The sequence below is a fragment of the Halomonas gemina genome, from assembly GCF_023554995.1.
GTDB lineage: Bacteria > Pseudomonadota > Gammaproteobacteria > Pseudomonadales > Halomonadaceae > Halomonas > Halomonas gemina.
This window is the reverse complement of the sequence record NZ_JAMJPK010000002.1, coordinates 184,328-201,733: the sequence shown is the minus strand read 5'-3', so window position 1 is coordinate 201,733 and position 17,406 is coordinate 184,328. Positions and strand designations below refer to the sequence as shown.

The 17,406-nt window shown below is 69.5% G+C and carries 15 protein-coding genes; 5 read left to right on the top strand and 10 right to left on the bottom strand.

What is annotated here, in order from left to right:
* Positions 1-108: 108 nt before the first annotated feature.
* Complete coding sequence (locus M8009_RS04975) at positions 109-762, top strand: peroxiredoxin (protein WP_250059656.1); 654 nt, start codon at positions 109-111, stop codon at positions 760-762.
* A gap of 92 nt (positions 763-854) precedes the next feature.
* On the opposite strand, the gene glrR is transcribed toward M8009_RS04975, so the two are convergent.
* From glrR to M8009_RS04945, 6 genes are all read right to left on the bottom strand, one after another.
* Positions 855-2,249 carry a two-component system response regulator GlrR gene (gene glrR, locus M8009_RS04970; RefSeq protein ID WP_250059655.1) on the bottom strand — a complete coding sequence of 465 codons (1,395 nt, stop codon included), beginning with the start codon at positions 2,247-2,249 and terminating at the stop codon, positions 855-857.
* Between the two features lie 19 nt (positions 2,250-2,268).
* The gene (locus M8009_RS04965; RefSeq protein ID WP_250059654.1) at positions 2,269-2,841 is read right to left on the bottom strand and encodes a hypothetical protein; all 573 of its coding nucleotides are present in this window, start codon (positions 2,839-2,841) and stop codon (positions 2,269-2,271) included.
* Entirely contained in the window at positions 2,838-4,343 is a 1,506-nt protein-coding gene (locus tag M8009_RS04960; protein ID WP_250059653.1) for a sensor histidine kinase, read from the bottom strand. The genes M8009_RS04965 and M8009_RS04960 overlap by 4 nt, the downstream gene beginning before the upstream one ends.
* Before the next feature lie 853 nt (positions 4,344-5,196).
* The gene (gene argA / locus M8009_RS04955) at positions 5,197-6,510 is read right to left on the bottom strand and encodes an amino-acid N-acetyltransferase (RefSeq protein ID WP_250059652.1); all 1,314 of its coding nucleotides are present in this window, start codon (positions 6,508-6,510) and stop codon (positions 5,197-5,199) included.
* 256 nt (positions 6,511-6,766) lie between these two features.
* The gene (locus tag M8009_RS04950) at positions 6,767-8,032 is read right to left on the bottom strand and encodes an inorganic phosphate transporter (RefSeq protein ID WP_250059651.1); all 1,266 of its coding nucleotides are present in this window, start codon (positions 8,030-8,032) and stop codon (positions 6,767-6,769) included.
* A 73-nt stretch (positions 8,033-8,105) separates the two neighbouring features.
* Positions 8,106-8,786 carry a TIGR00153 family protein gene (locus M8009_RS04945; protein WP_250059650.1) on the bottom strand — a complete coding sequence of 227 codons (681 nt, stop codon included), beginning with the start codon at positions 8,784-8,786 and terminating at the stop codon, positions 8,106-8,108.
* Between the two features lie 104 nt (positions 8,787-8,890).
* On the opposite strand from M8009_RS04945, the gene M8009_RS04940 reads away from it, so the two are divergent.
* Together M8009_RS04940 and M8009_RS04935 are read left to right on the top strand one after the other, a co-directional pair.
* The gene (locus M8009_RS04940) at positions 8,891-9,775 is read left to right on the top strand and encodes a CYTH domain-containing protein (protein WP_250059649.1); all 885 of its coding nucleotides are present in this window, start codon (positions 8,891-8,893) and stop codon (positions 9,773-9,775) included.
* Between the two features lie 30 nt (positions 9,776-9,805).
* Positions 9,806-10,738 carry an ion transporter gene (locus M8009_RS04935; RefSeq protein WP_250059648.1) on the top strand — a complete coding sequence of 311 codons (933 nt, stop codon included), beginning with the start codon at positions 9,806-9,808 and terminating at the stop codon, positions 10,736-10,738.
* A gap of 18 nt (positions 10,739-10,756) precedes the next feature.
* Here M8009_RS04935 and M8009_RS04930 read toward each other — a convergent pair whose 3' ends face one another.
* Together M8009_RS04930 and M8009_RS04925 are read right to left on the bottom strand one after the other, a co-directional pair.
* Positions 10,757-11,380 (bottom strand): L-threonylcarbamoyladenylate synthase, encoded by a 624-nt coding sequence (locus tag M8009_RS04930; RefSeq protein ID WP_250059647.1) that lies wholly within the window; start codon positions 11,378-11,380, stop codon positions 10,757-10,759.
* A gap of 71 nt (positions 11,381-11,451) precedes the next feature.
* Positions 11,452-12,354, bottom strand: a complete 903-nt coding sequence (locus tag M8009_RS04925; protein ID WP_250059646.1) for a PHP domain-containing protein — start codon at positions 12,352-12,354, stop codon at positions 11,452-11,454.
* A gap of 102 nt (positions 12,355-12,456) precedes the next feature.
* Here M8009_RS04925 and M8009_RS04920 point away from each other — a divergent pair, with 102 nt between their 5' ends.
* Both M8009_RS04920 and mnmC read left to right on the top strand, forming a co-directional pair.
* The gene (locus M8009_RS04920) at positions 12,457-12,756 is read left to right on the top strand and encodes a YciI family protein (RefSeq protein ID WP_250059645.1); all 300 of its coding nucleotides are present in this window, start codon (positions 12,457-12,459) and stop codon (positions 12,754-12,756) included.
* Positions 12,757-12,930: 174 nt separating this feature from the next.
* Positions 12,931-14,985 (top strand): bifunctional tRNA (5-methylaminomethyl-2-thiouridine)(34)-methyltransferase MnmC2/FAD-dependent 5-carboxymethylaminomethyl-2-thiouridine(34) oxidoreductase MnmC1, encoded by a 2,055-nt coding sequence (gene mnmC, locus M8009_RS04915; protein ID WP_250059644.1) that lies wholly within the window; start codon positions 12,931-12,933, stop codon positions 14,983-14,985.
* Between the two features lie 8 nt (positions 14,986-14,993).
* Here mnmC and M8009_RS04910 read toward each other — a convergent pair whose 3' ends face one another.
* Both M8009_RS04910 and ligA read right to left on the bottom strand, forming a co-directional pair.
* A complete protein-coding gene (locus M8009_RS04910) occupies positions 14,994-15,266 on the bottom strand; it encodes a YheU family protein (protein WP_250059643.1) in 273 nt (90 codons plus the stop codon).
* The gene (ligA, locus tag M8009_RS04905; RefSeq protein ID WP_250059642.1) at positions 15,263-17,308 is read right to left on the bottom strand and encodes an NAD-dependent DNA ligase LigA; all 2,046 of its coding nucleotides are present in this window, start codon (positions 17,306-17,308) and stop codon (positions 15,263-15,265) included. The genes M8009_RS04910 and ligA overlap by 4 nt, the downstream gene beginning before the upstream one ends.
* Positions 17,309-17,406 lie beyond the last annotated feature (98 nt).

Sequence of the window (17,406 nt, the reverse complement as noted above, 5' to 3'; positions counted from 1 at the left end):
GGCCTTGACGTGACCGAGCCAATGCCTAACCGTCAAGGAACCAGAGTCCTCCCCGTGCCCGGCTACCGGTCGCTCGGGGACATATCCCACCAACCAGGGAGTATCACCATGTCACTGCGCATCAATGACGTCGTACCCGACTTCGAGGCCGATACCAGCCAGGGCCCGATCCGCTTCCACGAGTGGATCGGCGACGGCTGGGCGATCCTCTTCTCGCACCCCAAGGACTTCACCCCGGTCTGCACCACCGAGTTCGGCGCCGTCGCCAAGCTCAGCGAGGAGTGGAAGAAACGCGACACCAAGGTGATCGGCATCTCGGTGGACGGCGTGGAAGATCACAAGAAGTGGATCAATGACATCGCAAGCTTCGCCAGCTGCGATGTCGGCTTCCCGATCATCGCCGACGAGGACCTCAAGGTCGCCAAGCTGTTCGACATGCTGCCGGCCGATGCCTACCTGCCGGACGGCCGCACCCCGGCCGACAGCGCCACCGTGCGCTCGGTGTTCATCATCGGTCCGGACAAGCAGCTCAAGCTCTCCATGACCTACCCGATGAACGTCGGCCGCAACTTCGCCGAGGTGCTGCGCGCCCTGGACGCCCTGCAGACCGCCAACGGCAAGGGCGTGGCGACGCCGGCCGACTGGACTGTCGGCGAGGACGTAATCATCCCGCCGACGGTCTCCGACGAGGATGCCAAGGCGAAGTTCGGCGAGTTCGAGACCATCTTCCCCTACCTGCGCCGGGCCAAGCTGCCCAAGTAAGGCTGGCAGTTTACCACTCGCCACACGACCCCCTGCCTCGGCAGGGGTCTTGCTTGGTACCCCGCAATCGTGCCCCACGGTGGTAAGAGCCCCTAGTGGTGCTCGGCCTGGCGGGCGGCCGGCTTGAAGGCGCCGGGCTCGAGCTCGTGGCGGGCCAGCAGCTTGTAGAAGTCGGTGCGGTTGCGCCCGGCGATGCGCGCCGCCTGGGTGACGTTGCCCTCGGTGATCTTGAGCACCTTGACCAGGTAGCTGCGCTCGAAGCCGGCCCGGGCGTCGTTGAAGGTCGGCAGGGCGTTGTCCTCGGCGGCCAGCGCCTGGGCGACCAGGCCCTCCGGGATCATCGGCGAGGTGGTCAGCGCCACGCACTGCTCCACCACGTTGACCAGCTGGCGCACATTGCCGGGCCAGGCCGAGGTGGCCAGCAGGTTGAGGGCTTCCGGGGAGAAACCCTTGACGAAGGGCTTGTGCCGGGCAGCGGCCTGGGCGACCAGGTGCTTGGCCAGCAGCGGCACGTCCTCGGCGCGCTCCTTGAGCGGCGGCAGCCGCAGGTTCACCACGTTGAGGCGGTAGTAGAGATCCTCGCGGAACTCCCCCTCGTGCATGGCGCGGTCCAGGTCGCGGTGGGTGGCCGAGATGATACGCACGTCGATGGGGATCGAGGTGGTGGAGCCGAGCGGGCGGATCTGACGCTCCTGCAGGGCGCGCAGCAGCTTGACCTGCAGGGTCAGCGGCATGTCGCCGATCTCGTCGAGGAACAGGGTGCCGCCATCGGCCGCCTGAAAGAGGCCGCGATGCTCGCTCACCGCGCCGGTGAAGGCGCCCCGGGCGTGGCCGAACAGCTCGCTCTCCAGCAGCTGCTCGGGCAGCGCGCCGCAGTTGATCGCCACGAAGGGCTTGTCGGCCCGCGAGCTCGCCTTGTGGATGGCGCCGGCCAGCAGCTCCTTGCCCGACCCCGAGGCGCCGGTGATCAGCACGCTGACGTCGGAGGCGGCCACCATGCGGGCCTGTTCGAGGATGCGCTCCATCTCGGGGCTGCGGGTGATGATCGCCTCGCGCCAGCGATCGTCGCCCTCGGTGGCAGAGGTGGTGGTCTGGGCCAGGGCATCGTCGATGGCGGAGAAGAGCTCGTCGCGATCCACCGGCTTGGTAAGGAAGCTGAACACCCCCTGGCGGGTGGCGCTCACGGCATCGGGAATCGAGCCGTGGGCGGTGAGGATGATCACCGGCAGGCCCGGCACCCGGCGCTGGAGCTCCTGGAACAGCGCCAGGCCGTCCATCTCGTCCATGCGCAGGTCCGACAGCACCAGGTCAGGGCGTGCGACTTCCAGCCGCTTGAGGGCCTCGCGACCGCTCTCCGCGGTGGTGACACGATAGCCGCGGCTCTCGAGCCGCATGCCCAGCAGCTTCAACAGGCTGACGTCGTCATCCACCAGCAGGATGTGTGCGCCGTTGTCACCGGCGTTGAGCAGGCGTCCGGTCTGCTTCATGTCGTCTCTCCCGGTTCATTCACTCTGCTTGCTGTCGCAGATTGATGCTCTGTTCGATGGCGGTGAGCTGCTCGAGCTTCTCGGCCATGGCCTCGAGCTCCTCGGTGAGGACCTCCTTCTCCTCCACGGCGGCCTGGTGCGCGCCCCGGCTCTCGGCCAGCTGGCCGGCCAGGCTACGACGCCCCTCCAGCTCGTTGAGCCAGTAGCGCAGCAGCGGCTGCAGCTCGGGCGGCGCCCCGTGCAGCTCGGCCTTGTAGAGCTCCGAGGCGCGGTCCCACTGCTGCTCGTCGCCCCAGGCGAGCAGTACGGCCCGGGCCAGGCGACGCTCGGTGGTTTCGCCGCCGAGGCGCGTCAGGGTGGCCTCGCGCCACACCCGGTCGCCGCGCTGGGAGGCAAGGCCGAAGGCCGTCCAGTCGTCGAGCAGGCAGGGAGGGTTGTCGAAGTCCGGCAACTCGGCATGGCAGAACGCCGACCCGGTGGAAGGGCTCTGGAGGGGCGAGGGGCCGGAGGGCGACTGCAGCTGCTCGGGCAGATACTGGCAGCCGGCCAGCCAGGCCGTGGCCAGGCACAGGAGCCAGGGGCGCGCGGTCATGGGGTGTCACTCCTCGAGTCGGTGCCCGCCATGGCGAGCGTCGGGGGTTCATGGTCCTGTTCGGGCGCCGGAACCTGCCGCGGCAGGGTCAGGCGAAAGCACACCGCCAGCCGGGCATCGTCCACGAGCTCCAGGCTGCCATGCTGGAGGCGGGCACAGTCGGCGGCCACCGAGAGGCCGATTCCGGAGCCCTTGAGCGGCCCCTTGCGGCGAACGCTGCCCTGGAAGAAGGCCTCGAAGAGCCGCTCGCGATCCTCCTCGGCGATCGGCTCGCCGCTGTTGGCGACCTCTATCACCAGCCGGTCGCGCAGCGGTCGGGCACGGATCTCCAGCTCACCGCCGTCCTCGCCATAGGCGACGGCATTGGAGACCAGATTGTCGAGGACCCGGGCCGTGGCGGTGCGGTCGAGCGCCCAGGCCAGGGGGCCATCGAAGCAGCTGACCCGCATCTCCTTGTTGTCCAGGGCCAGGCGGTGCTTGGCCAGCACCTCCTTGGCCACGGTGGCGACATCCAGCCGCTCGATGTCGAGCTGGCGGTTGTGCTGGAGCAAATTGTAGTCGAGCAGCTGCTCGATCAGCTGCTGCAGCTCGCGACCGCTGGCATCGATCAGGTCGAGGATCTCGCGCTGGCGCGGGGTGACCTCGCCGGCCACGCCGTCGGCGAGCAGCGACGACCCCTCGCGCACGCTGGCCAGCGGGGTCTTGAGCTCGTGGGACATGTGGCGCAGGAACTGCTGCTTCTGGGCCTCCAGCTCGTCTAGTCGCGAGGCCAGCCAGTCCAGCCGCTCATCCAGGGTCACCAGCTCCGCGGGGCCCTTGAAGGGCCGCGGCTTCTGCCCCCTGTCGCCGCCCACGCTGCCGATCCCCAGGATGCGCCGCTCGAGCTGGCGGATCGGATGGATGATCAGCCGGGTGAACAGCAACATCAGCACCAGGCTCGCCGAGACCAGCGCCGCGGTCTGCCACCAGAGGCGCACCTGCACGGCCTCGGCACGGGCGCGAATGCCCTCGATGCGCTCGTCGATGCGCTGGTTGGTGGCGCGGCGCATCGCCTCGGTGTGCTGGGCGAAGGGCAGGAAGTCGGAGAGCCGGGCGGTGAACTCCTCGAGCGGCAGGTCGGGCAGCTCGGCGAGGTCGTCGAGCGCCTCCTCCAGCGCCGCCACATCGGGATCATCGGGCAGCAGCTGGCGCTGCTGGGCCAGCAACTCGCGGAACTCCGTGAGACGCTCGTCGAAGATCTGCAGCAGGCTCTCCTGCTCGACCACGGCATACTGGCGGGCGCCACGCTCCATCTCCAGCGCCAGGGCACCCAGCGAGCGGGCGCGCCGGGTCTCCTCCACCGCCTGGCGGGCACTGACATCGGCCAGGCGCGACAGCTCGGAGAGGGCCTGGCCGGCCTGGATCATCAGCACGGCCAGCGGCAGCATCACTACCAGGAAGGCCAGCAGCACCAGCTGCAACAGCGAGCGCGGCCGCCAGCGGCGCGTAACGGCTGAGGTCATGGACAGCATTCTTTGCAGGAGGGTAACGGGAACCAGCATCGTCCATCCCCAAGGATACCAGAGTTCAGCCGAGCGCCCCGCGGCCAATCGGCGCAACCTCGCAGCAAACCTCCCGCAAGGAAAAAAAAAGGCCGGCAGAGCCGGCCCAATACGCAGGGAACTGAAGGGTCCGAACATTCGCTCAATCGACGACCTGGTCCGTCCATTGCCCGAATGTCCATGGGCCGGGGAGGCCCCGAAGCCATGAGGCGCCATCTGCCACCAGGGGCTGGTCGTCCTCATGCGGGTGGCGAGCCATCGCGTGGCGCGCCGCCCTGCTCCGTTCCTGGCACCACCGCCTCGGCAGAAGGCCGACGGCGATGCTGCGCGATTCGATCCCCCGGTTCGGGGGAGAGGCATCCATGCCAGGGCGTCCTTGCCCTCTCGATACCGATCCTTGCCTGGCGGCGGTACCGTCTCATCGCAACCTAAAGTCACACATCGCTTGGAGCAGACACTGGCCGCCTCGGGGAGCGGGAGCACAGGGCAGTGATGGCCCGCCTCCCTTCGGCGACCGGGAAACGGTTCAAGCCGTATGAACCGTTTTCCCTTGCTCGCCCTGACTGTTGCCAACGGCGTGCCAGGAAATGCATTCTTCCTTTAAAATCAATTTATTAAAAAACACAAAAAGGGGATCAGGCAGACAGGGGCCTGCGGAGTGGCCAAGCGGCAGGGGGAATGGCGGGATTTTCGTCGCCAGATGACGACGCCTTTCGGACGTTTTCTGGTATAACGTTTATTTTCAGAAAGTTAGAACGTATCCAGATGGCGACGCCGGAAGTCCCGGCGACGCCTCACGGCGACAGCGTGCCCCTCAGGCGAGGGCCTTGACCAGGATCTTGGACTTGCGCGCATGGTTGTAGGTGTCGCGGCGCAGTGGCGGCAGGGCCTCGATGCCGGCCAGGCGGAAGCCGTGCTCGAAGAACCAGTGGGTAGTATGGGTGGTCAGGGCGAACAGCGCCGAGAGCCCCAGGCGGCGCGCTCGCCGTTCGATCTCGGCGAGCAGCAGCTCGCCGCGCGCGCCGCCCCGGTAGTCGTCATGGACCGCCACGCAGGCCAGCTCCCCCATCGTGGCCTCGCCGAAGGTGTGCAGGGCGGCGCAGCCGATGATCATGCCGTCGCGCTCGATCACCTGGTAGTCGTCGATCTCGTACTCCAGCCGCTCCCGGGAGCGCGGCACCAGCATGCCGCGCCGCTCGAGCGGATCGAGCAGCTCGAGCAGGCCGCCGATGTCGCCGAGCTCGGCGGCACGCAGCTGCTCGTAGCGATGCTCGGTGATCATGGTGCCCACGCCGTCGCGGGTGAACAGCTCGCCGAGCAGGGCGTCATGGTCGTGCCAGGAGAGCAGGTGGGTGCGGGCCACGCCATGTCGCGCGGCGGCACAGGCCGCCCCGAGGTGCCGGGCCAGTTCGCTGGCCGGGTCGGCCTGGCGGAGCAGCGGCTCTGCCTGCCGCGGGGTCAGCTGGCGCTGCAGCTGGCCGCTGCGGTCGTAAAGCCCGCTGGCCTCGCCGAGCAGGATCAGCTTGTCGGCGCCGAGCGCCGTGGCGGCGTGGCGGGCCACCTCGGCGGCGTCCAGGTCGAAGACCTCGCCGGTGCTGGAGAAGCCCAGCGGCGGCAGCACCACCAGCGAGCCGCGTTCGAGCAGCCCCTCGATGGCCTGCGCCCGCACCCGACGCACCTCGCCGCTGTGGTCGAAGTCGACGCCCTCGCGCACGCCCAGCGGCTTGGCCATCACCAGGTTGCCGGAGACCACGGTCATCTCGATGCCGTGCAGCGGCGTGTTGGGCAGCCCCGGGGAGAGCCGCGCCTCCAGCCACAGCCGCTGCTCGGCGGCGATGCGCTCGACCCGCGCCATGATCGCCTCGTCGGCCACCCAACGTCCCTGGTGGCGCCTGGGTGCGATGCTCGCCTCGTCCAGGGCCTGCTGCACCTGGGGCCGGATGCCGAACACCACCACCAGCCGCACGCCCAGGGTGTGCAGCAGCGCCAGGTCCTGGACCAGCTGCTCTCCTCGCCCGCTGGCCATGGCCTCGCCCTCGATCAGGATCACGAAGGTGCGCCCGCGGTGGGCATTGATATAGGGGGAGGAATTGCGGAACCAGTCGACGAAGGGGAAACGAGTATCCAAGGCCGCACTCCGGCAGCAGGTGAACGAAGGAAGGAGTCGATGGCTACTATATCAGAGCGACGAAAACGGCGGCACCGGTCAGCTGCAAGCAGCCAAGCAGCCAAGCAGCCAAGCAGCCAAGCAGCCAAGCAGCCAAGCAGCCAAGCAGCCAAGCAGCCAAGCAGCAGCATGAGATCAACCGCCGCAAAAGAAAACCCGAAGGCCTCAGCCTACGGGTTTTCTTGTAGCTCGGCGCTTGTAGCTCGGTGCTTGGCGCTTAACCAAACATGCCCTTGAAGGTGAAGAAGAAGAGGATCGCAAGGCCGGCGCCGGCCGGCAGGGTGATCAGCCATGACATGATGATGGTGCCGATGACCCGCAGGTTGAGCGCCGCGATGCCGCGGGCCAGGCCCACGCCCAGCACCGCCCCCACCAGGGTATGGGTGGTGGAGATCGGCAGGCCGGTGCCCGAGGCCAGCACCACAGTGGTGGCGGCGGACAGGGTGGCGGCGAAGCCGCGGCTCGGGGTGAGCTCGGTGATGCCGGTGCCCACGGTGGCGATCACCTTGTGGCCGTAGGTGACCAGGCCGACGACGATGCCGCCGCCGCCCAGCACCAGTACCCACCAGGGCACCAGGGCCGCGCCTTCCACGTCGCCGCCGGTCTGGACCACGCTGATCACCGCCGCCAGCGGCCCCACGGCATTGGCCACGTCGTTGGAGCCGTGGGCGAAAGCCATGGCGCAGGCGGTGAAGATCATCAGCACGCCGAAGACCTGCTCGACGCTGCCGAAGCCGAACTGGTCGGTCTTGCGCCTGATCTTGCTGATCCGGCGCTCGCGCAGGATTGCCAGCAACAGACAGAGGGCACCGAAGATCAGTGCCACCACCAGGCTGGCGCCGAAGTCGAGGTCGAGGCCGACGTGCTTAAGCCCCTTGGTGAGGGTCACCATGGCGACGATGAACCCGACCAGGAAGACGTACATGGGCACGTAGCGCTTGGCCGCGGCGAAGGGGTCGTGGGCCTCGAAGATCATGTGCTGCACCGACTTGAAGATCATGAAGGCGATCGAGCCGGCGAGCAGCGGCGAGACCACCCAGCTGGCGGCGATCTGGGCCACCGCACCCCAGTCCACCGCGCCCGCACCCAGGCCGGCCGCACCGAAGCCGACGATGGCGCCGACGATGGAGTGCGTGGTCGAGACCGGCCAACCCTTGGCCGAGGCGATCAGCAGCCAGGTTCCCGCCGCCAGCAGCGCCGCGAGCATGCCATAGACCAGCAGCTGGGGGTCCTCCTGCAGCAGCTCGGGGTCGATGATGCCCTTGCGGATGGTGTCGGTGACCTCGCCGCCGGCCAGCCAGGCACCGAGGAACTCGAAGATCACGGCGATGATGATCGCCTGCTTGATGGTGATGGCCCGTGAGCCCACCGAGGTACCCATGGCGTTGGCCACGTCGTTGGCCCCGACGCCCCAGGCCATGAAGAAGCCGAAGAGACAGGCGAGAATGATGAAGATCTCACCGTGCTGCGCAATGATCGACATAGGGAGGGTTCCCTTGTTGCGGTCTGAAGGAGGTCGACACGAGGCGGCCCCGGGATCGCCGGGGCCGCGGTATTCAGTTGGCCGTCATGATCTGCAGGCGGCTGCCGACGCGCTCGGCACGGTCGGAGAGCTCGCCCACCCAGTCGATGATCTTGTAGAGGAACATCACGTCCACCGGGGGCAGGCGGTCCTCCAGTTCGAAGAGCTGGCGGCGGATGGCCACCTGCTGGCCGTCGGCCTGCTGCTCGAGCACGTGCAGCTCGCGGATCATCTTCTGCATCACGTCGGAGACGTTGCGGCCGAAGCCCGACTCGAGCAGGTCCTTGAGCTCCTCCAGGGCGTGGCGTGCCTGGGCCACGCAGGCCACCGCGGTGCGCATGTAGTCGCGCATCGGCTGGGCCAGCTCCTGGGGCATCTGCATCCTGCGCCCCAGCATGATGCCGGTGATGTCGCGGACCTTGTTGGCGATCTTGTCCTGGACGCTGATCAGGTCGAGCAGGTCGGAGCGCGACACCGGCAGGAACATGGTGTTGGGCAGGTTGAGGCGCAGGTCGGTCTTGAGCTCGTCGGCCTCATGCTCGAGGCGGGTGATGGTCTCGCGATGCTGGGCGGCGGTGTCCCAGTCGCCCACGAGGGAAGCCTCGAAGAAGGGCAGCAGCTCGTCGGCACACTCGTTGGCCTTGACGATATGGTCCAGCAGCGGATGGAATGGCGAGCGGCCGAACATCGCGGAGAAGGGGTTGGATGTCACCATGGGGCATCTGTGAACCTGGAAAATGGCGGCGTCAGTATAGTGACTGACACCGTCACCGTCATGAAAAAATCATCCATTATTCATCAAACCGAGGTAGCGCCCAGATGGCAGACGAGATCGAGCTCAAGCTGGCCCTGGGGGCCGAGGCGCCAGAGGCCCTGCGCCGCCACCCCCGCCTGGCAGGCCTGGTCCCCGCGCGCAACCGCCTGGGAAATACCTACTACGACACCCCCGAGGGCGACCTGGAGCAGGCGCGCATGGCGCTGCGCCTGCGCCGGGACGGCGAGCGCCTGCTGCAGACCCTCAAGACCCGTGGCCAGGGCGGCGGCGGCCTCTCGACCCGCGGCGAGTGGGAGTGGGAGGTCCCGGGCCCGGGGCTCGACCTCGCCGGGCTGGCCGCCCTGCCCCCCATGGCCGAGCGCGACCCGGGCCTGCTCGAGCGCCTGGTGCCACGCTTTGCCACCGACTTCGAGCGCGAGACCTGGTGGCTCGAGGAGGACGGCGTGACCCTCGAGCTGGCCTTGGACCTGGGCGAGATTCGCGCAGGCGGCGAGATAGTGGCGATCCGCGAACTGGAGCTGGAGCTCAAGGCGGGCGAGCCGGCGGCGCTGTGGTTGCTGGCCGAGACGCTGGCCGAAGGCGTGGCGCTGCGCCCCTCGGACACCAGCAAGGCGGCCCGCGGCGGGGCGCTGCTCGGCGGCGGCTGGACGCTGCCCGAGGGCAGCGGCCCCGCTACCTGGCTACATCGCGCCATCGTGGCGCTAGATGCCCTGGCCGATACCGGCCAGCCGGCCTGGCGCGACGCGGCGCACCGGGCCTTCCAACGCCTGGCCGAACCGGGCGATGATGCCCTCGCCGAGGAGGCTCTGCGCGACGACGCCCGCGTCCTCGCCGAGGCGCTGGACGCCGAGGCCTGGCTGACCCCGGCCTTCGGCCGCCGGATGCTGCGGCTGGCCCGCCGGCTCCCCGGCGACGTTGACCTGGCCTGACCGGCCTCGGCCACCACAAGGACGAACCCCGTGAACCACCTCCCCAAGCCCGCCGGCGAAGGCCTGCGCACCCGGGTCTTCCAGATCATCTTCGAGTCCGACACCCCGCTGGCCAAGGGCTTCGACATCGCCCTGATCGTGGCGATACTCGCCAGCGTGCTGGTGGTGATGCTGGAGAGCATCGAGAGCCTGCGCGCCGACTACGGCACCCTGTTCTTCTGGCTGGAGTGGGGCTTCACCCTCGCCTTCACCCTGGAGCTGGCGGTACGCCTCTACTGCCTCGAACGCCCCTGGATGTACCTCAAGAGCTTCTACGGGATCGTCGACCTGATCGCCATCCTGCCCACCTGGCTGACGCTGATCGTGCCCGGCGCCCAGACCCTGGTAATGGTGCGCCTGCTGCGCACCCTGCGCATCTTCCGCGTGCTGCGCCTGATGGAGTTCGTCGGCGAGGGACGGCTGCTGGTGGGCGCGCTGAGGCGCAGCAGCCACCAGATATTCCTGTTCCTGTTCACCGTCTTCATGCTGGTGTCGATCTTCGCCTCGATCGTCTACCTGATCGAGCCCGCCGAGGCGGGCTTCTCCAGCATTCCCACGGCGATCTACTGGGCGATCGTCACCCTCACCACGGTGGGCTACGGCGACATCGTGCCGGTGACGCCGCTGGGCCAGGCGATCTCGGTGATGGTGATGCTGATTGGCTACTCGATCATCGCCGTGCCCACCGGGGTCTTCTCGGCCGAGGTGATCCGCTCGATCCGCGCCGACCGCTATTCCGACGAGGCCTGCCCCGGCTGCGGCCACGACCGCCACGAGCAGCGCGCCAAGTACTGCCTGCTGTGCGGTACCTGGCTGGACGAGAACTCCCCCGACCCGCACCTGACCGAAGAGCAACAGGAGGCCTGGTGGCGCGAACACGGCGGCGACGAGAAGGACGCTGAGCAAGAGCCGCCGGCCCACTGAGCCGGCGGCGGGCAGGGGTCAGGCCTGGAAGGGAGTGAGGTCGCCACGGCCCTCGCGGACGATCTTCGGCGGCAGGTCGCGCAGATCGATCACGCTGGTGGCGTCGAGGTGGCAGGCGCCGCCGTCGATGATCAGGTCGAGGTGGGCCCCGAAACGCTCGCGGATCTCCTCGGCGTCGGTCATCGGCAGCTCCTCGCCGACCGGGATCAGGGTCACGCTCATCAGCGGCTCGCCCAGGGCGGCGAGCAGTGCCCGGGTGATGGCATGGTCCGGCACGCGCACGCCGATGGAGCGGCGCTTGGGGTGGAGCAGCAGCCGCGGCACCTCGCTGGTGGCATCCAGGATGAACGTATAGGCCCCCGGGGTGTGGGCCTTGAGCAAGCGGAAGACGTCGTTGTCCACCTTGGCATAGGTACCGATCTGGGAGAGATCGGAGCAGACCAGGGTAAAATTGTGCTTGTCGTCCAGCGAGCGCAGCCACTTGATCTTCTCGATGGCCTTCTTGTCGCCCAGGTGGCAGCCCAGGGCATAGCCGGAATCGGTCGGGTAGGCGACCACGCCGCCATCACGGATGATCTGGGTCGCCTGGTCGATCAGGCGCTTCTGGGGGTTGTCCGGGTGGATATGGAAGAACTGGCTCATGCGAGCTCCCTGTTCGGTGGCCGGTAGAAGGTTTCTGTCACTATAGCGCGTCGCGGTCCTGCATCCCGGCCTCAGGCGGCCGTCGGGGCGGCGAGGCCGGCCAGACGCGGGTGGGTCCACACCGGTGGCGTAGCGGTACGCGGCACCGGGCTCATGCTGCCCGGCGCCAGGTGGCCGCCGGGGAAGTGGAAGTCGCTGCCCACCGAGCCGTAGAGGCCGCGCTCCTGGAGCTGGCGCGCCAGGTCGCGGGTCTCATCGGCATTCTGGAAGCCGCTGACCAGCTCGGCGGCCTGGCCCCCGGCGGCGGCGAGGTCGTCGAGCAGCAGGCCGCGCTTGCGCCGGGTCAGGCCGTGGCGCAGCGGGTGGGCCAGCACCGCGACGCCGCCGGCGTCGAGGATCCAAGCCACCGCCGCGGAGAGGAAGGGCCAGTGGGCCTTGACGTCGCCGGCCTTGCCGTTGCCCAGGTGCTTCTTGAAGGCGGTGCCGATATCGGGCACCAGCCCCGCCGCGACCAGCGCCCGGGCGAAGTCCGGCCGGCCCAGCGGGCGCTGTGATCCGGCCTGCTCACGAGCCCTCGCCAGGGCATCGGGGAGTCCGACCTTCTCCATGCGCTCGGCGATCTTCAGCGAACGGCGCTCCCGGGCCTGGGCCTGGGCGGCGAGCCCGGCCACCAGGTCGCCCCGGGGCCCCTCGGGCAGCAATCCCACCACGTGGATGTTGATGCCGCGCCACTGGGTGGAGAGCTCGGTACCGGGGATCAGCCTGATCCCCTCGCGGCGCGCGGCCGCCTGCGCCTCGGCGATGCCGTCCATGGTGTCATGGTCGGTGAGCGCCATGTGGGTCAGCCCCCGGGCCCGGCACAGCGCCACCACCTCGGCCGGCGGCAGGGTGCCGTCCGAGGCCGTGGAGTGCATATGCAGGTCGATGGTGAGGGGCTCGCCCTCGAAGCGCACGGGAAGTGCTGGCATGGGCATGACGGCGGCAAGCGACTTTGTCAGAATATCCTTCCATGTTGCGTGCCCGACCGGTGACGGTCAATGCCGGCGCGAGCCGCCCACCACCGAGGAAGACCCGAGATGCTCTACGCCATCATCAGTGAAGATGTGAACAACAGCCTGGAGCGGCGGCTGGCCGCCCGCCCCGACCACGTGGCCCGCCTCGAGGCGCTGCGCGACGAGGGCCGCCTGGTGCTGGCCGGCCCTCATCCCGCCATCGACAGCGAGGACCCGGGCGAGGCCGGCTTCACCGGCAGCCTGGTGGTCGCCGAGTTCGAGGACCTGGAGAGCGCCCAGGCCTGGGCCGATGCCGACCCCTACATGATCGCCGGCGTCTATGCCAAGGCCAGCGTGAAGCCCTTCAAGAAGGTCCTGCCCTAGCAGGCGCCCGTCTGTCCACAGCGAGTTTCCCACAGCTGCTGTGGACAAGTCTGTTGAAACGCCGCGGACGCCTTTTGCCAGGCCGGAGCTCAGGCCGCCGCGACGAGATCGATCAAATCCTGACCAGCCCGTTCCTCGCCCCCAGCCCCTAGACCCCAGCCCCGGAGCCCCACCGTGACCGCTGCCGCCGATGCCCTGCCCCCGCTGTCCGGCCTGGAAAACGCCCGCCTGGAGTGGCGCCGGGAGGATAACGGCGAGGAGGCGCCCCACTCCACCGCCTTCGATGATGTCTACTTCTCGCGCCATGACGGCCGCGCCGAGACAGAGCACGTCTTTATCGCCGCCAACCGACTGCCCGAGCGGTTCGCCGGCTGGCAGGCGTCGCGCCCCTTCGTGATCGGCGAGACGGGTTTCGGTACCGGGCTCAACATGCTCTGTGCCTGGGCCTGCTTCGATGCCCATGCGCCACCGGTCGCGCGCCTCCACCTGGTCTCCACCGAGAAGTTCCCGCTGCAGCGAGACGACCTGGCCCGGGCGCTCTCCGCCTGGCCGGACCTGGCCGCGCGGGCCGCGCGCCTGGTCGCCCAGTGGCCAGAGCCGGTGGCCGGCGTGCACCGGCTATGGCTCGATGCGCGTGTCACCCTGGACCTGCACCTCGGCGACACCGTCGAGCGGCTCGCGCTGCTCGACGGCCGGGTGGACGCCTGGTTCCTCGATGGCTTCGCTCCCGCGAAGAACCCCGAGATGTGGCGACCCGAACTGTTCGAGGCGCTGGCAGCCCGCTCGCGCCCCGGGGCGACCCTGGCCACCTTCACCTGCGCCGGGGTGGTCAAGCGTGGCCTGGCCGCCGCCGGCTTCCGCTGGCGCAAGGTGCCGGGCTTCGGGCGCAAGCGCGAGATGCTCACCGGCGAGATCGCCGAACCCGCCGCGGATCGTCGCCGCGAGCGCACGCCCTGGTTCTCGCCCCCGGCGCCGCGCCGCGCCCACCATGTGGCGGTGATCGGCGCCGGTATCGCCGGCGCCAGCACCGCCGCCGCCCTGGCAAGGCGCGGCGTGACGGTCACCCTGATCGACCGTGAGGGGCCCGGCAGCGGCGGCTCCGGCAACGCCCAGGGGGCGCTCTACGTCAAGCTCGCCGCCGACACCAACCCCCAGAGCCGGGTCTACCTCGTCGGCCTGCTGCACAGCCGCCGCTGGCTCGAGACCCTCGACCCCGCGCGGGAACTCTGGGCGCCCTGCGGCGTGCTGCAATTGGCCACCAGCGAGAAGGAGCGAGGCCGTCAGGCACGCTTCCTGGCCCACCACCCGCTGCCGGAGGACGTGGTGCGGGGTGTGACGGCGGATGAGGCCTCCCGGCTGGCCGGCACGCCGATCGCCCACGGCGGACTGGAGTACCCCCAGGCGGGCTGGGTGCGGCCGGCCGCCCTCTGCGCCCGGCTGTCCGAGACGCCCGGCGTTGGCTTCCGGCAGGCCGAGGTGGAGAGCCTGGAAGCCAGGCAGGACGGCTGGCGCCTGAGCCTCGGCGATGGCTCGATGCTGGACGCCGACCAGGTGGTAATCGCCACCGCGGCGCTGGCCAACCGCTTCGCCCAGACGGCGCGGCTGCCGCTGCAGCCGGTGCGCGGCCAGGTCAGCCGGCTCACCCTGCCCCCGGGTGCGCCCGGGCTCGAGCGGGTCGTCTGCGCGGGCGGCTATGTGTCGCCGGCGCTGGACGGCGTGCTCACCTTCGGTGCCACCTTCGCGCCCCGCGAGGCGGACACCGGGGTCCGCGCGGCCGACCACGCGGCCAACCTGGCGGAGCTCGAGGGCACCTTGCCCGCCTTCGTGGGCGCCCTGCGAAAGGCCGGAGTCGAGCTGGCCCCGGCGAGTCTCGAGGGTCGCACGGCGGTGCGGGCGGCCAGCCCCGACAAGTCTCCCTATGCCGGCCCGGTGCCCGACGCCGAGGCCTGGCAGGCCGACTACGCGGGACTGGCCAGGGACGCCACCCGCGTGCCCGAAACGCCCGGCAAGCACCATGGGGGCCTGTGGATCAGCGCCGCCCACGGCTCGCGCGGCCTGGCCAGCGCCCCGCTGTGCGCGGAGCTTCTCGCATCACAGATCTGCGACGAGCCGCTGCCCCTGGAGCAGCCGCTGGCGGACCATCTGCACCCGGGGCGGCGCCTGATCCGCGACCTGATACGAGGGAGGCATGAATCAGCATCAGCCAGAGGCGTCGGAAACAGCGCGTAGAGGGGGCCCTACCCCTCTTCCTCGTCGTCGGCCAGGTCGCGGCCGAAGGCGCGCCACTGGGCCAGGGTCATCACCTCGGTGGACTCGGTCTCAAGGTCATGGGCGATCAGCAGCTCGCCGCGCTCGAGCTGGGTCTTGAGCTGGGCCACCCAGCCACGCATGCCCTCGCCGGTGTCGGTGGTGTCATAGCCCTGGCGGGTGACGAAGGCCTCCAGCAGGGCATCCAGGGTCTCGCCCGGCAGCATGCGGTAGGGCACCTCGACAAAGCGGTCGCCGTTCATGCTTCGGTCTCTCCCTTTTCCCAGGCGGCCAGCCGCGCGAGGAAGCCGGCCTCGTCGATGACCTCCACCCCCATCTGCTCGGCCTTCTCCAGCTTGCTGCCGGCGGCCTCGCCGGCCACCACGCAGGCGGTCTTGCGGGAGACGCTGCCCGCCACCTTGGCCCCCAGGGCCTGGAGTCGCGCCTTGCCCTCGTCGCGGGTCATGCTCTCCAGGGTGCCGGTGAGCACCCAGCTCTGGCCGGCCAGCGGCTGTGGGCGCTCGCCGACCTCCTCCTCGTCCCAGCTCAGCCCGCAGGCGATCAGGTCGTCGATGGTCTCGCGGTTGTGGGGCTGGCGGAAGAAGGTATGCACATGGGCAGCGACGACCGGGCCCACATCCTCCACGGCCTCCAGCGCCTCGGTGCCGGCCTCCATCAGCGCTTCCAGGCGGCCGAAATGGCGCGCCAGGTTGGCGGCCGTGGCCTCCCCCACCTCGCGAATGCCGAGCGCATAGATGAAGCGGGCAAGCGTCGTCTGCTTGGCCTTCTCCAGCGCCGCCACCAGGTTCTCGGAGGACTTCCTGCCCATGCGCGGAAGCGTCGCGAGGCGCTCGGCCTCGAGCCGGAAGAGGTCCGCCGGGGTGGTGACCCAGTCGCGCTCGACCAGCGCCTCGATCAGCTTCTCGCCCAGGCCGTCGATGTCCAGCGCCCGGCGCGAGGCGAAGTGCTTGAGGGCCTCCTTGCGCTGGGCGGGACAGTAGAGCCCCCCGGAGCAGCGCGCCACCACCTCGCCCTCCAGGTGCTCGATGTCCGAGCCACAGGCCGGGCAGTGCTCGGGGAAAACGATCGCCCGCGCATCGGCCGGACGGTACTCCTCCAGCACCCGGACCACCTGGGGAATGACGTCGCCGGCACGGCGGATCGCCACGGTATCGCCGATCATCACGCCGAGCCGGGCGATCTCGTCGGCATTGTGCAGGGTGGCGTTGGAGACGGTGACCCCGGCCACCGAGACCGGCTCGAGACGCGCCACCGGGGTGATCGCCCCGGTGCGGCCGACCTGGAACTCCACGTCGTTGAGCCGGGTGGTCTCCTCCTGGGCGGGAAACTTGAAGGCGATGGCCCAGCGCGGGGCGCGCGCCACGAAGCCGAGCTCGCGCTGCAGGCGCAAGTCATCGACCTTGATCACCACCCCGTCGATGTCGTAGCCCAGGCCGTCGCGCTTGTCGCCGAGCCGCCGGCAGTAGTCGATGACCCCCTCGGCCCCCTCGACCACCGCCAGCTCCCGGCTGGTGCGAAAGCCGTACTCGCCAAGCCGGTCCATCAGCTGGCTGTGGCTGGCGTCGCCCCGCTCCGGCTCGAGGCGCGCCACCTGATAGGCACTGAACTCCAGCGGGCGCGTCGCGGTGACGCTGGGGTCGAGCTGGCGCAGGCTGCCGGCGGCGGCGTTGCGGGGATTGGCGAACACCTTGTCGTCCGACTCCCGGGCCCGCTCGTTCAACGCCTCGAAGCCCTCATGGCTCATGATCACCTCACCGCGCACCTCCAGCAGGTCGGGCGGGGCGTCGCCGCGCAGTTTCAAGGGGATGGAGCGCAGGGTGCGCAGGTTGGAGGTAATGCCCTCGCCGGTGCGGCCGTCGCCGCGGGTAGCGCCACTGACCAGCATGCCCTGCTCATAGACCAGCGACACAGCGGCCCCGTCGAGCTTGGGCTCACAGCAGAAGGCCAGCGGTTCGCCATGGGCCTCCAGGCGGTCGGCGACACGCCTGACGAAGGCCTTGATCTCCTCCTCGCTGAAGGCGTTGTCCAGGGAGAGCATGGGCACGGCGTGCCGCACCTCGGGGAAACCGGCATCGGGCGCGGCTCCCACCCGCTGGGTCGGCGAGTCGGGGGTCACCAGGTCGGGATAGGCCTCCTCCAGCTCCTGCAGGCGGCGTAGGCGGCGGTCGTAGTCGGCATCGGTGAGCCGCGGCTCATCGAGCACAAAGTAGCGGTAGTTGGCGTCGTCGAGCTCGGCACGCAGGCGCGCCACCTCGTCGAGGATCTGCGGGTCGGCTTGGGTCATGGCGTCCCTGTCTGGTTGCAAAGGCTCAAAGCCAGCATGGTCGCCTAGCTTACCAAAGCAACGACCCCCGTGGGATCAGCTCACGGGGGTCGTCGTCC

Coding starts and splice junctions, on each gene's coding strand:
- M8009_RS04975 (WP_250059656.1), top strand. CDS start 109: ATGTCACTGCGCATCAATGACGTCGTACCCGACTTCGAGGCCGATACC.
- glrR (WP_250059655.1), bottom strand. CDS start 2,249: ATGAAGCAGACCGGACGCCTGCTCAACGCCGGTGACAACGGCGCACAC.
- M8009_RS04965 (WP_250059654.1), bottom strand. CDS start 2,841: ATGACCGCGCGCCCCTGGCTCCTGTGCCTGGCCACGGCCTGGCTGGCC.
- M8009_RS04960 (WP_250059653.1), bottom strand. CDS start 4,343: ATGACCTCAGCCGTTACGCGCCGCTGGCGGCCGCGCTCGCTGTTGCAG.
- M8009_RS04950 (WP_250059651.1), bottom strand. CDS start 8,032: ATGTCGATCATTGCGCAGCACGGTGAGATCTTCATCATTCTCGCCTGT.
- M8009_RS04945 (WP_250059650.1), bottom strand. CDS start 8,786: ATGGTGACATCCAACCCCTTCTCCGCGATGTTCGGCCGCTCGCCATTC.
- M8009_RS04940 (WP_250059649.1), top strand. CDS start 8,891: ATGGCAGACGAGATCGAGCTCAAGCTGGCCCTGGGGGCCGAGGCGCCA.
- M8009_RS04930 (WP_250059647.1), bottom strand. CDS start 11,380: ATGAGCCAGTTCTTCCATATCCACCCGGACAACCCCCAGAAGCGCCTG.
- M8009_RS04925 (WP_250059646.1), bottom strand. CDS start 12,354: ATGCCCATGCCAGCACTTCCCGTGCGCTTCGAGGGCGAGCCCCTCACC.
- M8009_RS04920 (WP_250059645.1), top strand. CDS start 12,457: ATGCTCTACGCCATCATCAGTGAAGATGTGAACAACAGCCTGGAGCGG.
- M8009_RS04910 (WP_250059643.1), bottom strand. CDS start 15,266: ATGAACGGCGACCGCTTTGTCGAGGTGCCCTACCGCATGCTGCCGGGC.
- ligA (WP_250059642.1), bottom strand. CDS start 17,308: ATGACCCAAGCCGACCCGCAGATCCTCGACGAGGTGGCGCGCCTGCGT.